At 31.1% G+C, this 16202-nt stretch carries 15 protein-coding genes; 6 read left to right on the top strand and 9 right to left on the bottom strand.

Annotated features, from left to right (window positions below):
- Window positions 1-25: 25 nt before the first annotated feature.
- From Q0842_RS11060 to pepT, 5 genes are all read right to left on the bottom strand, one after another.
- Window positions 26-532, bottom strand: coding sequence for a GyrI-like domain-containing protein (locus Q0842_RS11060; protein ID WP_298498000.1), 507 nt, complete (start codon window positions 530-532; stop codon window positions 26-28).
- The gene (gene trmD / locus Q0842_RS11055; RefSeq protein WP_298497998.1) at window positions 522-1202 is read right to left on the bottom strand and encodes a tRNA (guanosine(37)-N1)-methyltransferase TrmD; all 681 of its coding nucleotides are present in this window, start codon (window positions 1200-1202) and stop codon (window positions 522-524) included. The genes Q0842_RS11060 and trmD overlap by 11 nt, the downstream gene beginning before the upstream one ends.
- 30 nt (window positions 1203-1232) lie before the next feature.
- Entirely contained in the window at window positions 1233-1634 is a 402-nt protein-coding gene (locus Q0842_RS11050) for a hypothetical protein (protein WP_298497996.1), read from the bottom strand.
- Window positions 1635-1833: 199 nt separating this feature from the next.
- Window positions 1834-2133 (bottom strand): hypothetical protein, encoded by a 300-nt coding sequence (locus tag Q0842_RS11045; RefSeq protein WP_298497994.1) that lies wholly within the window; start codon window positions 2131-2133, stop codon window positions 1834-1836.
- A gap of 396 nt (window positions 2134-2529) precedes the next feature.
- A complete protein-coding gene (pepT, locus tag Q0842_RS11040; RefSeq protein WP_298497992.1) occupies window positions 2530-3774 on the bottom strand; it encodes a peptidase T in 1245 nt (414 codons plus the stop codon).
- A 136-nt stretch (window positions 3775-3910) separates the two neighbouring features.
- On the opposite strand from pepT, the gene Q0842_RS11035 reads away from it, so the two are divergent.
- Window positions 3911-4942 carry a quinone-dependent dihydroorotate dehydrogenase gene (locus Q0842_RS11035; RefSeq protein WP_298497990.1) on the top strand — a complete coding sequence of 344 codons (1032 nt, stop codon included), beginning with the start codon at window positions 3911-3913 and terminating at the stop codon, window positions 4940-4942.
- A gap of 1 nt (window position 4943) precedes the next feature.
- On the opposite strand, the gene Q0842_RS11030 is transcribed toward Q0842_RS11035, so the two are convergent.
- Together Q0842_RS11030 and Q0842_RS11025 are read right to left on the bottom strand one after the other, a co-directional pair.
- On the bottom strand, window positions 4944-6872 hold the full coding sequence (locus tag Q0842_RS11030) for a T9SS type A sorting domain-containing protein (RefSeq protein WP_298497988.1): 1929 nt from the start codon (window positions 6870-6872) through the stop codon (window positions 4944-4946).
- Window positions 6873-7025: 153 nt separating this feature from the next.
- On the bottom strand, window positions 7026-7955 hold the full coding sequence (locus tag Q0842_RS11025) for a spondin domain-containing protein (RefSeq protein ID WP_298497986.1): 930 nt from the start codon (window positions 7953-7955) through the stop codon (window positions 7026-7028).
- A 107-nt stretch (window positions 7956-8062) separates the two neighbouring features.
- Between Q0842_RS11025 and Q0842_RS11020 the strand changes: the two genes are divergently transcribed.
- From Q0842_RS11020 to guaB, 5 genes are all read left to right on the top strand, one after another.
- Window positions 8063-8926, top strand: coding sequence for a hydroxymethylglutaryl-CoA lyase (locus tag Q0842_RS11020; RefSeq protein WP_298497983.1), 864 nt, complete (start codon window positions 8063-8065; stop codon window positions 8924-8926).
- A gap of 211 nt (window positions 8927-9137) precedes the next feature.
- Entirely contained in the window at window positions 9138-10313 is a 1176-nt protein-coding gene (locus Q0842_RS11015) for a hypothetical protein (protein WP_298497981.1), read from the top strand.
- A 189-nt stretch (window positions 10314-10502) separates the two neighbouring features.
- Window positions 10503-11030, top strand: a complete 528-nt coding sequence (locus Q0842_RS11010; protein ID WP_298497979.1) for an FMN-binding protein — start codon at window positions 10503-10505, stop codon at window positions 11028-11030.
- Entirely contained in the window at window positions 11031-11519 is a 489-nt protein-coding gene (locus tag Q0842_RS11005) for a hypothetical protein (RefSeq protein ID WP_298497977.1), read from the top strand.
- 91 nt (window positions 11520-11610) lie between these two features.
- A complete protein-coding gene (gene guaB, locus Q0842_RS11000) occupies window positions 11611-13083 on the top strand; it encodes an IMP dehydrogenase (protein ID WP_298497975.1) in 1473 nt (490 codons plus the stop codon).
- 85 nt (window positions 13084-13168) lie between these two features.
- Here the strand turns inward: guaB and Q0842_RS10995 are convergent, their stop codons facing one another.
- Both Q0842_RS10995 and Q0842_RS10990 read right to left on the bottom strand, forming a co-directional pair.
- Entirely contained in the window at window positions 13169-13738 is a 570-nt protein-coding gene (locus Q0842_RS10995) for a type 1 periplasmic binding fold superfamily protein (RefSeq protein ID WP_298497973.1), read from the bottom strand.
- 19 nt (window positions 13739-13757) lie between these two features.
- Window positions 13758-16157 carry a TonB-dependent receptor gene (locus Q0842_RS10990; RefSeq protein ID WP_298497971.1) on the bottom strand — a complete coding sequence of 800 codons (2400 nt, stop codon included), beginning with the start codon at window positions 16155-16157 and terminating at the stop codon, window positions 13758-13760.
- Between the last annotated feature and the right edge of the window lie 45 nt (window positions 16158-16202).

The following is a 16202-nucleotide window of genomic DNA, read 5'->3' as shown; positions in this document are numbered from 1 at the left end:
TAAGAGTGCATTTTTAATATATTGTTTAATCCTTAGCAGAAGCCTTTATAGGTATGCAAACAGTTTCTTGAGAGTCTGGGTGATTGTTTTTGTATTTCTTTCCTAGAATATTAAAGTGAGGTCTGTCATCTAATTCATATTCAGAATTTGGTAGCCAATCCGAATAAATAAAAGTCATTAATTCACCAATATCTTTAGCTAAACCTTTATAGTTAAATCTAGCATAGAGTCCAGATTCAATAGGTAGTTGCTTCATGTTCTTATGAGTGTTTTCAAAATCAAAAACCTCTAAACATGCCCATTTAATAAACATATTGTTTGGATTGAAATTTTTAAAATATGCTTTATTATATAGCAATACTTCAAAAATATCTTCACTTATATTATTACTTATATCGTTTCGTTTTGGCATAAATTCAGAAAATAAATCAAAAGTCTTATTATCCATCAAAGACATAGAAATAGATTTTCCAACTAATTTTTTAGCCTCGATTTTCTCTATTACAGGTTCTAAATCTGTTTTAATTTTCATCTAATAAATCGGGTCTTCGTTCTTTAGTTCTTATATATGCTTGCTCCTCACGCCATTTTTCAATTTTAGGTAAATTACCACCAAATAATAACTCAGGAACCTTCCATCCTTTGTATTCTCTGGGTTTTGTGTAAATAGGAGGTGCTAATAAGCCATCTTGAAAGGAATCGGTTAGGGCAGAGGTTTCATTTCCCAAAACACCTGGTATTAATCGAATAACAGCATCGCAAAGTACAGCTGCTCCTAATTCGCCTCCTGAAAGTACATAATCACCTATAGAAATTTCACGTGTTATAAAATGGTCACGAACACGTTGGTCTACACCTTTATAATGTCCACATAAAATAATGATATTTTCTTTTAAAGACAATTGGTTGGCAATGCCTTGTTTTAATGTTTCGCCATCTGGTGTCATATAAATAATTTCGTCATAATTACGTTCTGTTTTTAAAGCAGAAATACATTTATCAATTGGTTCAATCATCATTACCATTCCGGCACCACCACCAAATTGTGTGTCGTCAATAGATTTGTAATTATCTGTAGTATAATCACGTAAATTATGAAAATGGACTTCAACTAAACCAGCATCAATAGCACGTTTTAATATAGAAGCTTCAAAAGGGCTTTTAAGTAATTCTGGTAAAACAGTAATAATATCTATGCGCATGCATTTTTTTTTAAGAAATGTAAAAGTAAATTAATTGTAATTAAGTTCTGAAGGTTTTATTTCTCTTTTATTTTTTTGCCAATTTTGTACACCATTAAATTCAACCCATTTTTCTATTTTCTTATTATGATATTCTTTTGAAATTGTACTTCTACTAATTTTGTCTACTAATTTTTCATAAGATAAAAAAAAAGCAAGAATAAAAACACCTCCATTATTTTTTTTAATATCTGCGCCATAAGTTATATTCTCCATTAAAATTTTACATTTGCTGAGTTCAGATTTATATCTAATTTTTTTCTCCATAGCAAGACTATCGCTAATATATATGCGTAATATTGTAAAATCTTTTCCATAACAATATTCACAATTTATTAGCCATTTGAATTTAAAGAAGTTTGGTTGCTTTTTAAAATATACAGAATCTTTCATTCCATTTTTATCAATAATAGTAAATACTATATCGTTATGTTCATTTAGGTATAAGGAAACTCTATCTTTTTTTAATGATTTACCTGCATCAAAAATATATTTTTTTCTATTGAGTACTGTATCTTTAAATTTAACTAGGGCAACATAAGAATGAGCATCAATTATTTCATTTGGTTTAATCTCTCTTTTATTCTTTATTTTAGGCCATTCTATATCCCAAATTTTTTTTAATTTCTTCTTTTGAAATTATCCCCTCTTGTCTTTTAACATCATTATATAAATAGGTTTTTATTGCGATATCCTTCATAGGAATCAAAAAGACAAATGTTGTATGATGTTTTTTCAAGCCATCAGCAATTGCCACTTCATATGAAGCGGTTAGGCTAAATTTATTAAGATTTTTCAAATCAATAGAAGAGATACTAATGCCTTCTCTTATTTCAATTTTTCCACTAGGCGCAATGTCTCTATGATCTAATTTAAATTCTGAACCTATCATAGTAGGAGATATTTTGCTAAACTTTAAATTTTTGGCGGGAAGATTTCCATTATTTTCTAATATATATTTGTAATAAATTCCAGTTGAGTCAATTTTATAGATACTAAGTTGAACTTCAAGATATGGACGTTTTGAGTCAATATATTCTTCAGAAGGTGAAGATGAAAGACCAGTAAAAAAGAATATGATAGACGGTAAAACAATAACAAAGCCAAATTATATACTAATAATTTCTAGTTTTTCTTTAAAGAGAATTTTTTCCAATCTTTAATAGATGGGAAAATGTTTTTTAAAATGTTTTTAAATTTCACTATTCTAATAAATTTTTCATCATTGTTCTGTTTCTAAAGATTTTTTAATTTGAGAATTAATTGTTTTGTGAAATTTATTATTCCGTTAGCTTAAATTTTTCAATGCTGTTAACTCCGCAATCTTACAAATCACTTCGGTTGCTTTAATCATACTTTCCACAGGTACATACTCATATCGACCATGAAAATTATGTCCGCCAGCAAAAATATTCGGGCAAGGTAATCCCATATAACTTAATTGTGAACCATCAGTACCGCCACGGATAGCTTTAATTAGAGGAGTAATATCAAGTGCTTTCATAGCTTCTTCAGCGATATCAACAATATGCATTACAGGTTCTACTTTTTCTTTCATATTAAAATATTGATCTTTAATTACTGTAGTAATTACTTCTCTGCCATATTGAGCATTAAGCTCATTGGTAAGCTTCACCATAACTTCTTTACGAGCTTCAAAATGCCCCATATCGTGGTCGCGTATAATATATTGTAGAGTCGTTTCTTCTACATCACCTTCCATATTATGTAGATGGAAAAAACCTTGATATCCTTCGGTATGTTCTGGAGTTTCTAGTCTTGGTAAAGAGTTAATAAACTCTGTAGCGATATACATGGAGTTAATCATTTTGTCTTTTGCATAACCAGGATGTACTATTTTACCTTTTATTTTTACAACAGCTCCTGCAGCATTAAAGTTTTCATATTCTAACTCGCCAATTTGGCTACCATCCATAGTGTATGCCCAATCTGCTCCAAATTTTTCAACATCAAATTTATGTGCACCTCTACCAATTTCTTCATCGGGTGTAAAGCCAACTTTAATAGTTCCGTGTTTAATTTCAGGATGCTTTATTAAATATTCCATTGCCGATACAATTTCGCATATTCCAGCTTTATCATCGGCACCTAAAAGTGTTGTACCATTAGTTGTAATTAAAGTTTGTCCTTTGTATTGTAATAAATCTTCAAAATAATCGGGCGACAAAACAATATTTTCAGCTTCATTTAAGATAATATCTTTACCATTATAATTTTCAATAATTTTAGGTTTTACATTGGCACCAGTAAAATCTGGCGATGTATCAAAATGTGATATAAATCCAATTGTAGGGACATCATGACTTACATTACTTGGTAAAGTAGCCATTATGTATGCATTATTATCTATGCTAACATCTTGCATGCCAATAGCTTTAAGCTCTTCGGTTAATTTATTAGCCAGATCCCATTGTTTTTCTGTACTAGGAGTGGTTTCTGAGGCAGGATCAGATTCAGTATCTATAGTAACATAACCCGTAAATCGTTTAATTATCTGTTCTTTTGAAATCATTTAAATGATATTTTTTATTGTAAGATATTTGTAGCTATTTATGGCTCTAATTTACAATTATTAAGCGTGAATAAGTAAGTGTATCTCAATTTTTTATTTACAGTATTTCAACTTATTTTTGCATTAAATTATACTGATGTACAAATTACTACTTCGCCCAATATTTTTTTCTTTTGATCCTGAAAAAATTCACCATTTCACATTTTCATTAGTGAAGTTTACTTCTAAAATACCAGGCTTTAAAAGCCTTTACAGAAGTTTGTTTGTTATTGAGGATAAAAAATTAGAACGTCAATTATTTGGGCTTACTTTTAAAAACCCAGTAGGATTAGCAGCCGGTTTTGATAAAAATGCTGTGTTGTATAATGAGTTAGCAAATTTTGGTTTTGGTTTTATTGAAATTGGAACAGTAACACCAAAAGGTCAAGCAGGAAATCCTAAAAAAAGATTGTTTAGATTAAAAGACGATAAAGGTATTATTAATAGGATGGGTTTTAATAATGATGGTTTAGAGGCTGCTATTATTCAACTTAAAAAAAACAAAGGAAATCTAATAATTGGTGGAAATATTGGTAAAAACACCAATACAAAACCTGAAGATTACACTAAAGATTATTTAGAATGTTTTAATGCATTACATCCCTATGTTGATTATTTTGTATTGAATGTAAGTTGCCCTAATGTTGGAAGCCATGCTAAATTGAATGATAAAGATTATTTAGAGGAATTAATAGGTGCTGTGCAAAAAGCAAACAATACGTTTAATAAACAGAAACCTATTCTGTTAAAAATTGCACCAGATTTAAATAATAATCAATTAGATGAAATTATTGATCTTGTAAAGCAAACTCATCTTGATGGTGTTATTGCTAGTAACACATCCACAGACAGAACAGGCTTAAAAGTTACTAACGAAAGACTTGAAGAAATTGGTAACGGTGGTTTAAGCGGTCAACCAATAAAAGAGAAAAGCACACAGGTTATAAAATATCTTTCTGAAAAAAGCAATAAAGCATTCCCAATAATTGGAGTAGGAGGTATTCATTCGGCAAAAGATGCTCTTGAAAAACTGGATGCTGGAGCAGATTTAGTTCAGATTTATACAGGATTTATTTATGAAGGTCCAAGTCTTATAAAATCTATTAATAAAGCAATTATTAACAATTAAGTTATTTAATAATTTTCTTTATAACTCTTGACTTACCATTAGTTAGAATAAGTAAATAAGTTCCTGAAGAAAGTCCACTAAAATTAATTGGGTTGTTTGTAACAGTACCAGATATAAATGGCTGACCTACCAAATTAGTTATTGTAAAGGAGCTCGTTGTATCAATATCATTATTCTTAACATAAAGAAAATCACCTTTTACAGGGTTGGGGTAAACATCATACAAAACATTTGTAATAGGAGTGTGTATGGTTTTTAAGAATATATTATCAATAGCAATATCTCCTTGCCAATTAGAACCTCTTACAGCTCTAAATCTAATATTTATAGTTTGATTAGCGTAAGATGATAAACTAACTGTTTTAGTTATAAAGTTATCACTTTGATGATCTTGTTGACTGCCGTATATAGGTTCAATAACATCATTAATATAACCAGAATTTGTTTTGATATCAACATGAAGTTCTCCTATGTTTTTCCCAAACATATGGTATGAAAATTCTAATTCACTATTTTGATAATTCACATTAATACAGGGAGAAGTAAATGTAGCAACATCACCTTCTTGAGCACCCGAAGCCTCTGCATACATGTAGGTATTTAATCTGTTTTCGGCATTTTTATAATTTGAAGGTCCAGTTTCACTTGATTGTGTGTCACCAAAGTTAGAATACCAAAGGTACCCATTTCCAGAAAGGTCTTTACTAGTCCAGCCATGATTGTCAAGAAGATTAAAGTTTTCAAAACTCTCATCCAATTTGTCTATAAAAGTGCCTACTTTTATAATGTTTTTGAATGTTTTTCTAATTGTTTTAGATTTTTTTGAAACAGTAAGTGTAACATCGTAAATACCAGTTTCAAAAGTATGTGTTGGGTTTTTTGTTGTATAATCAATAAGGCCATCATTATTAACATCCCATTGCCAAGCAGTAATATTTTCGCTTAAACTTTCAAAATTTACTGTTAATGATTCCTCACAAGTTTCACTTTCATTTACAGCTATATCGGCATTAAATGAAGGACAAGACAAATAACTTTTAGTAGTCATATAAAAGGCATACATTCTTGCTAATTGCTGTTCAGAAAAAATAGTTCTACACTCTTTTCTCGAGTAAGACATAATGTTATTTGTGTCTGGGCTATATGTATCACCATTTACATCGGTTGTAGTACCTATATAGTTACAAGAATCATCTACAACAGCGTGATTTAATCTTGGGTCTGCAGGAGTATCACAAATACCATCACCATCAGTATCACAATTACTACCATTTACTAGCTCTGTAGTTGTTGATATGTTGTCTGCGCCATGAGTGTGCAATAATGAGAAAAAATGCCCTAATTCATGCGGAAGTGATGAGCCATTTAAAGCACAACTATTATTCATAACAACCACATCATTTCTACCAACATTATCACTATAACCGCAAATATTCTCGTTAGCTTCGTTTTCAATATTGCTTGTAAAATATATATTGATTAATCCAGGAGTATAGTTAGTCTCGGTAAAACCTTTTTCGTCACCTCTTTTGAACTGACATAATTTATCATCATCTATATATTGAACGCCATCACACATAAAAAAATCTAGATAAGCATCTTTATAAATTGAATTTAAATTAGCAAAAGCATCGTTTAGCTGAGACATACTTAAACCGCCAGCCCCATTAGAGTTTCTTATAATATATACCTTAACAGGTATAGAGTTTGTTATTTTTACAGGAACGGTTCCTTTAGCTGATTTAGCTAAATAAAATTCATTCTCAAATTTTTTGAGTTGAGGTTTAATACTCTTATAAAATTCAATTGATTTTTGAGATATTATATTACCACAATAAACCTCTTCACTATTTTGAGAAAATAGATTGGTAGTAATCGATAATAATACCGAAAATATAAAAAGGTTTAGTCTGTAGGTCAATAGATTCATTTGGGGTGAAAACATTTATAATCAAATGTATATTTAAATGAATCTTACTCTGTAAAAAAAACGTCATAATGTTAATATTTTCGTTTATTAACAATTAATTAATATATGTTGATAAGTTTTGGAGCTTATTGTTGTCTCAAAACCCTGTAATATTCAATGTATTACAAGTTTCTGCGTGTTGTATGTATTGGTATTATCTTGCAGTTTTAATAGATATAAACCGGTATTTAAATCTGTTAAGTTTAAATTGATTTTGTTTGAGTTTTGATCAACAGGTATTTGTTTGATTAATTTACCCAAGACACTATAAATTTCAATGGGTTTTAATTCTACATTTTGAACATTTAAAATAGTTATATTTCCTTTAGTAGGATTTGGGTATATTTTTAAATCTGTAATCTTATTAAGATTATTAGTGCTTAGTGTAGAATTATTATATGTAAAAGTAATAGTTGCCATTTTGTTTCCGTTAATAGGAAATCCAGACACAAGAGCTATCGGTTCTCTGGGAGATGTTGCAGAATTACTAGATGAATAATTGGTGCCTGAGTCTGTACCTGCATCATAAGCAAAAACATCCATCGTAAATGTATCTTTCCATCCATTATTAATAGCATCATTTCCAGATCGAAGATCTAAGTTGTTTACTGCAATAAACCAATCAGGACTTGGAGCTACCATGGAAACTAAAGTAATATAAGGAAATTCTTTACTAACAGTAATATTATTTAACGAAGCATTACTATTATTTCCCGCAAAAGGCGAAAAACCTTGTTCAAGGTATTGATCGGCATTACCTGCAGCAATAGCATTATTAACTTCAGTATTAAAATTTGATGTACTTCCAGTTTCTGCAATGTTTTTTATACCATTAGTTGTTGGTGCTGTTACTCCAAACTCTAAAATGTCATTTACGTTTTTATGAGTTGCTCCTGCTAAAGGAGACCAATGCGCATTACTGGGTAAGGATGTATGATTTGTAGAATTCCAAATTGTTGTTATAGATATGTTATAATTAGCAGTACTTTGAGCAAAAGATACAGAGCTAATTATTAAAGATAAAATAAAAGTAATTTTTTTCATGTGGATAGTTTTGAAAAATTAATAGCATTAATCTTATGTCGTAATTAATTATTAAAACTTACTTTCTTAAAAATAATAGTATTTTTATCAACTGAATTTTAAAAACAATGTCTAAAACCGTTAAAATAATTGAATGTCCACGCGATGCTATGCAAGGTATAAAGCAATTTATACCAACAGAGCAGAAGGTACAGTATATTCAATCGCTATTAAGAGTTGGTTTTGACACTATAGACTTTGGAAGTTTTGTATCCCCAAAAGCTATTCCACAAATGGTTGATACAGCAGAGGTTTTGTCAAAATTAGATTTAAGTAAAACAGCAAGCAAGCTTTTAGCAATTATAGCCAATACAAGAGGGGCAAATGATGCTTCAAAACATACGGAAATTGATTATTTAGGATATCCGTTTTCAATTTCAGAAAACTTCCAAATGCGTAATACGCACAAAACTATTGCTCAATCGGTTAATACACTTTTTGAAATTTTAGAGATAGCTAATAAAACTAATAAAGAGGTTGTAGTTTATATTTCTATGGGTTTTGGAAACCCTTATGGAGACCCATGGAATGTTGATATTGTAGGCGAGTGGACCGAAAAATTAGCCAATATGGGTGTTAAAATATTATCACTTAGTGATACTGTTGGAACATCAAACCCAGAAAGCATAGATTACCTATTTTCTAATTTAATTCCTAAATATCCAAAGATTGAATTCGGTGCACACTTACATACAACCTCTAGTAGTTGGTTTGAAAAAGTTGATGCTGCTTACAATGCAGGATGTCATCGTTTTGATGGTGCTATCCAAGGTTTTGGTGGCTGCCCAATGGCTAAAGATGAACTAATAGGTAATATGCCAACCGAAAAATTATTATCATACTTTACCACTCAAAAAAGTAATCCTTTAAATGCACTAAGTTTTGAAAGCGCATATAACGAAGCTTCTAAAATATTCAAGAATTATTATTAGTTTTTACATTCTTATCTTCATTTTATCAATTATTTAGATGTTGAATACTTTTATAAGTGCTTGTTAAACAGGTGTTTATTTATTCTGTTTTTTATCTATTTAAATTTAATCTAAATAAACTTTGCATAAGTAATTATGTGTTTTATATTTGCAGCTTCAATTCAAATATTATTTGTAATAAGTCTAAATAAAAACAGTTAATTAAACAGTAATGAATAAACTAACCTTACTTTTTTCAATCTTATTAGTATCTCTTGCAAGTGCTCAAACTTTACAGGATTCAATAACTTTCGATCCTCAAAAACAATTAAATGCAGCACAGCGTATCCTATCGGGTAATTATGGTAAAGCAGTTACAGTTGGTGCTTATGGTGAGCTAACCTATAACCAACCAGAAGCTTTAAATGGTGAATTAGACATACAGCGTTTAGTATTGCTTTTTGGTTACAAATTTAATGATAAAACACAATTTGTAACAGAATTAGAAGTAGAGCATACAGTAGAGCTTTTTGTAGAACAAGCTTTTGTAAATTATAATGTTGCACCAAATGTTAGTTTACGTGGTGGTTTAATGCTAGTACCTTTTGGTATTATTAACGAATTTCATGAGCCAACGACCTTTAATGGTGTAGAAAGACCATCTGTAGATAATGTTATCATACCAACCACATGGAGAGAATTAGGTGTAGGTGTAACAGGAAGATTTAACGAGATATCTCTTGGTTACCAAGCCTATATATTTAACGGTTTTAAATCAACTTCTTTTAATGGAGAAGGCGGAGTAAATGGGGTTTTAAAAGGCTCAAATGGATTACGTAGCGGTCGTCAAAAAGCAATACAATCAACAGTTGATAGTCCAACGCTATCAATGAAGTTTGATTATTACGGTATTCCAGGTTTACGTTTAGGTCTTTCAGGATATTTTGGTGACACACAAGCAGAAGACGATGTAGAAGATATTGATGGTGCAAACATAGGTATTTCTATGTTTGGCTTAGATGCTCGTTATGCATACCAACGTTTCACAGCTCGTGGGCAGTTTGTTCATGGTTCATTATCAGGCACAGAAGATTACAATAACTTAACCGGACAAGATTTAGGAAGCGAGTTACAAGGTTGGTATTTAGAGGCAGCATATAACTTATTACCACAAGAAAAACAACAACGATTGTTTGCTTTTGCAAGATACGAGCAGTATGATACACATGCCGGTACAGAAGGTATACAAAGAAATGATGCTTATAACCGTAACGATTTAACAACAGGATTAAGCTACCACATTGCACCAGGTGTTGTATTAAAAGGCGATTATCAATTTAGAGACAACGCAGTTTCTGGTGGCGATGTAGCAAACAGGTTAAATTTTGGAATCGGAGTTTGGTTCTAAATAATAATTTGGGCGTTACCCCAAGGGTCGGGCTTTTCGCTATATCTTTTTTGCTTTAATTAGCAAAAAAGGATGCCGCTTCAATCCCTAACGCACAAGCACCATTTAGCTTATTTGTAAATAGTATGTTACAAATAAGCTATTTGGCATTTTAATTGTTAAAAGAATAAAAAACAATACTTTTGTAAAATGAAAATTAAATACGTTTCTATATTTATATTGGCTTTAATACTAATGTCTTTTGGTTTGCCCAAAAACATTCAGAAAAAAGTAGATAAAGAAATTTTAAAAACTTACGATATTGAAACCTATAATTTTACAGAAGTTTTAATAGCCTCAAACATTGCAAAAACATTACCTTCAAATTTCAATACCAATAACCTGTTTAAAATAGAAACAAATAATTCTCTTTTAGGCTATGCATATTTATCAAAAGCACCAAGTAAAACAGCACTTTTCGACTATTTAATTTTACTTGATAAAGATTTAATAGTTTTAAAATCAAAGGTGTTAATCTACAGAGAAGAATATGGTGGCGAAATTGGTAGTACACGTTGGTTAAAACAATTTATTGGAAAAAAAGGAGGAGATGATTTAAAGTATGGTGATAATATTGTTGCCATATCTGGTGCAACTATATCTGTACGTTCTATGACAAATGCCATGAATGATTTTTTAAAATCAATAAGCATTCTACAAAATAAAAACATTATATAAATGCAATTAAACGGTTTAATTTTTACACTCCCTAGAGAGATTAAATTATTAATCGGTGCATTTGTAATCGTATTAAGTATAGGTTTTTATACCGGTTTGTTATTTGTAGGGGAAACTTCTTCTGCTAATCCAAATGGAATAGAACAACAGTATTTAGGTAATGAAGATGATGAAAATGCAGAAGTAATGCGTTTTAAGAAAAGTCCACAAGAAATGCTTACTCTTGTGCACAATCACATCTTATCAATGTCTATAATTTTCTTTTTAGTAGGGCTATTAGTTTCTATAACAAAGCTCAACAAAAAAATAAAAACCTTTTTAATAGTAGAGCCATTTGTTTCAGTAATTTTAACATTTGGAGGCTTGTATTTACTCTGGACAGGCATACTCTGGATGAAGTATATTGTTATGCTTTCCGGATTCGTAATGACAATAACTTTTACAATATCAACACTCATTATATTAAAACAGTTATTTCAAAAATCATAGATTTGGTTTAGTTAATTTCTTAACATTAATTAGGCAATTTTATCAATTTATAAATTGTATATTTGCACGCAATTATAATTGTAATTGCAACATGACTGCACACGAAAACAAAATTGTCGGAGAAGGTTTAACTTATGACGACGTTCTATTAGTTCCAGCTTTTTCTGAAGTACTTCCAAGAGAAGTAAATATTCAAACAAAATTTACGCGTAACATTACTATTAACGTGCCAATTATATCCGCTGCCATGGATACAGTTACTGAAAGTAAAATGGCTATTGCTATGGCACAAGAAGGTGGTATTGGTGTTCTTCATAAAAATATGTCTATTGAGGCTCAAGCTCAAAAAGTTAAAAGAGTAAAACGTGCTGAGAGTGGAATGATTATAGATCCTGTTACTCTACCACTTACCGCTAAAGTAAAACATGCCAAAAAATATATGGCAGAATATAGTATTGGTGGTATTCCTATTGTTGATGATGAAGGTACGTTAAAAGGTATTGTTACTAACCGTGATTTACGTTTTGAGCATGATAATAAAAGGCCAATAGTTGAGGTTATGACAAGTGAAAACCTTGTAACAGCAGCAGTTGGTACATCTTTACAAGATGCCGAAAAAATACTACAACAACATAAAATAGAAAAGTTATTAATTGTTGATGATAATTTTAAATTATCAGGATTAATAACATTTAGAGATATCACTAAATTAAGTCAAAAGCCAAATGCTAATAAAGATAAATATGGGCGTTTAAGAGTAGCTGCAGCTATTGGAGTAACTGGCGATGCTGTTGAAAGAGCTGAAGCGTTAGTAAGTGCTGGAGTAGATGCTGTAGTTATTGATACAGCTCATGGGCATACAAAAGGTGTGGTTAATGTACTTAAAGAAGTAAAATCTAAGTTTCCAAAACTAGATGTAATAGTTGGAAATATTGCAACAGGAGCAGCAGCAAAATATTTAGTTGAAGCTGGAGCAGATGCTGTAAAAGTAGGTATCGGTCCTGGGTCTATTTGTACTACACGAGTTGTTGCTGGAGTTGGTTTTCCACAATTCTCTGCGGTATTAGAAGTAGCAGCTGCTATAAAAGGAACAGGGGTGCCAGTTATTGCAGATGGTGGTATTCGATATACAGGTGATATTCCTAAAGCCATTGCTGCAGGTGCAGATACGGTTATGTTAGGATCTCTTCTTGCAGGAACTAAAGAATCTCCAGGAGAAACCATTATTTATGAAGGTAGAAAGTTTAAATCTTACCGTGGTATGGGGTCTGTTGAAGCCATGAAAGAAGGTAGTAAAGACCGTTATTTCCAAGATGTTGAAGACGATATTAAAAAACTAGTACCAGAAGGTATTGTTGGTAGAGTACCATATAAAGGAGAAATATTTGAAAGTATTCATCAATTTATTGGTGGTTTACGTGCAGGAATGGGGTACTGTGGAGCTAAAGATATTGAGACACTTAAAGAAACTGGACAATTTGTAAAAATCACAGCAAGTGGAATTAACGAAAGTCATCCGCATGATGTAACTATAACTAAAGAATCTCCAAATTATTCTAGGTAGATTTATTTATATGTTTAAACAAAAAAGCTACACTAAAATAGTGTAGCTTTTTTTGAATAGTAGTATTAAAAATAAGAAATAATACTTATTCTACAGAGATGCTAAAAACAGCCTGAATATCTGTTTCTCCTCCAGCATTTGTAATATCACCTTCACTTACTCCTGCAGCACTTTTACTAGGTTCGTGCCTTAAAGTTATAGTTAGTGTTCCTGTTCCTGGTGTAGCACTAGTTGTTGCTGTAAACGCTAAACCAACAGGGTTGCTATCACCATCAAAATCTTCATAAGTAAAAGTCGCAAGACTGTTAGTTACTTGGTAAAAAAATTGGTGTTCATCATCTTCCTCTATAATCTCTACATTTATAGATTCTGCAGGCGATTCAGTCTCATTTAATAACTCTAGTGTGCCATTGTAAGTCGTGTTAACAGCTAAAGGTCCTGAGATAGAAACCACAGGAGGGTTTGGCCCATCGCCATCTAAATCTTTTGTTTGTAAAGTAATAGTATTTCCACCTGTAGCAGGTATTAAAGTAGCTGTTAAAGTTGTTATTACTTCTTCTTCGTTTACTGCTTCAGGGTTATCATCGTCGCTAGAACATGCTGTAAATACTAATGCAGATAAAAATAATATTGATAAATTTTTTAAAGTTTTCATTCTTTGTGTTTTTTAATTATTAATAATTTAATTTTAATTGTAACATAAAATTTCTTCCTAAGTCATCGGCAAAATATCTTAATCTGTTAAGGTATTCTCTGTAAGAAGTATTAAAAATGTTTGTAATGTTAAGACCTATATTTAAATCTGTTTTTTTAGAAAGTTTTACTGTAATATCACTTTCAAAATGCATTAAATGATAGGTAGGAGGTGGTGTACTAATATCTAATAATACAAATTCTTCGGTGGTTGGAATAAACACCTCAAAATTATTATCAGGATAATCGTTTTGCTTTAAAACCAACTCGCTTTGTAATTCGGCATTAAAATTTAGCCACTTTTTATTTGAATATCCAATAGTATTAACCGTTTTAAAAGAAGGTATATCAATTAAGGCCTCTTTTTTAGTAATATCTCTACCTTTTATAAACGCTGTTTTGTTGTTTAAAAACCATTGCGAATTAAATTTATAATTTGCACTTATATCTAAACCATATAACAAAGCATTAGTTTGTAAATAGTCCCAAACAGGAAATGCCCCTCTTATGGTTAACTCTGTTCCTGTTGGTTTTATAAAAATATAATCTTTAATATGATTTAAATAGCTTTCTAGGTTTAAAGATAGTTTTTCATTGTTAAAAAGATATGAAGCGCCAATACGGTTTGATGTTTCTTGTTTAATACGCAAATCACCTAATTCGATTCGTGCTGCAGAGTGGTGTAAACCATCACTAAACAGCTCCGAAGGGTTGGGTGCTCTATTGGCTAATCCGTAATTTAAAATCACAGAGTTATTAGCATTAAATTGATGCGTAATTCCTGCGGAAACCGAAACATTATGATATGTAAGTACAGGGTTTGCTAACAACTGTGTGCCTAAATCGTCTATAACAATATCGCCAAAATCCTGGTCGTAACCGCGTTCTTCCCAACGGCTTGTTAAATAAAATTTTTTAGCGTCTATTTTATTAAAATCGTAACGTAAGCCAAAATCTATATTAGTGTTATCGCCTATTTTATAGTCTGAAATGGCATAAATTCCGAAATCAAATTTATCATAATCAGGAATTAATCGTCTCACACCAGTTTCTGGGTTTGCAAAATTATTTTGGAATCCAACATTTACACCAACCTTATAAATAGCATTGGTGTTAGTGTCTATTTTTAAATTAGATTTTAAGGTATGAGTTTTTAAAGTTAAATCTATTGCAGCTTTATCTTTATCATTACCAACCCTAACATCGTATTCAAACCTTTGGTTGTTTTGGAAGTCATATTGAAACTCTAAACGACCAAATTTTTTGAAACGTTTGTAAAAATCTGCTTTAATAATTTGGTGTGTTACCTCTTGCCTAGGGGCACTAATATCATAACTAAAATCGTCTTGAACTAACGGTTCTTGTTTGTTTATAGCATTTACTAAATCTTCTACACTACCAATATGCGAGGCTCTTAAAATGCCTATTTCATTATTTAAATAGCTGTAAAAAACATTGAACCCTTTTTCGAAACTTTTAAAACCTGTATTTACAGATAGCCCTTTCGAGTTCATACCCGTATTGGTTAGGTAGTAATCTGGAGCTTTAAAATCGCCAAAGCGTTTGTACGACGCTTGTCCTGTTGCGTACCATCCTTTTTTCCACGATTTGGTTAACAAGGAGGATAAATTATAACCACGACCATTACTTTGGGCACCCAAAATTGTTTTTCCATAAAGGGAATCTTTTAAACTAATATTTTTAGGTTTTAACACTATAACGCCGCCTATAGCATCACCACTATATGCTAATGCATTGGCACCTTTAATAACGTTTATTTGACCAGAGGCATTTAAATCGATGTTTGGAGCATGTTCAATACCCCATTCTTGATCTTGTAATCGTACATTATTTGTCATTACAACAACCCGACTACTATGTAACCCATTAATAACAGGTTTTACAATAGTATTTCCAGTATTAATTGACGACACACCACTTACTTGCTTTAAAGCATCACCAAGGCTAAAAGCACTAAAGCGTTCTAGGGTTTTTGCTTTTAACTGTGTTTCTTGCGATGTTTTTGTTAGCTTAGGATTTCCGCTGGCATCAATTTTAATTTCATGAAGTTCCTCAATATGGTGTTCCATATTAATTTCATATTGCGTATCACCATTAATTTGAACTTTTATTCTTTTAGTCTCGCATCCTAAATGCGATATTTCAAGAGTTAAAAGTCCTTTACAGAGATTTTCAATGCTATAGTTTCCCTCAATATCAGATGTTGTATATCTGTCTAAGGTTTCAATGTATATGGCAGCACCAGCTATTGCAGAACCATCATGGAAATCATGCACGTTACCAGAAAGCTTGTAATTACAATTTTGACCATAAGCAAAGCCGAATAAACAACATGCTATAATCAGTATATAGTGTTTCATTACTAAATTTTAGTTTAAAAATAAATTGCTATAACCATATCTTAT

This window comes from uncultured Algibacter sp., assembly GCF_947495675.1.
Taxonomy (GTDB): domain Bacteria; phylum Bacteroidota; class Bacteroidia; order Flavobacteriales; family Flavobacteriaceae; genus Algibacter_B.
Note: the sequence above shows the minus strand (reverse complement) of the source record. Positions and strands in the feature narration are given on the sequence as shown.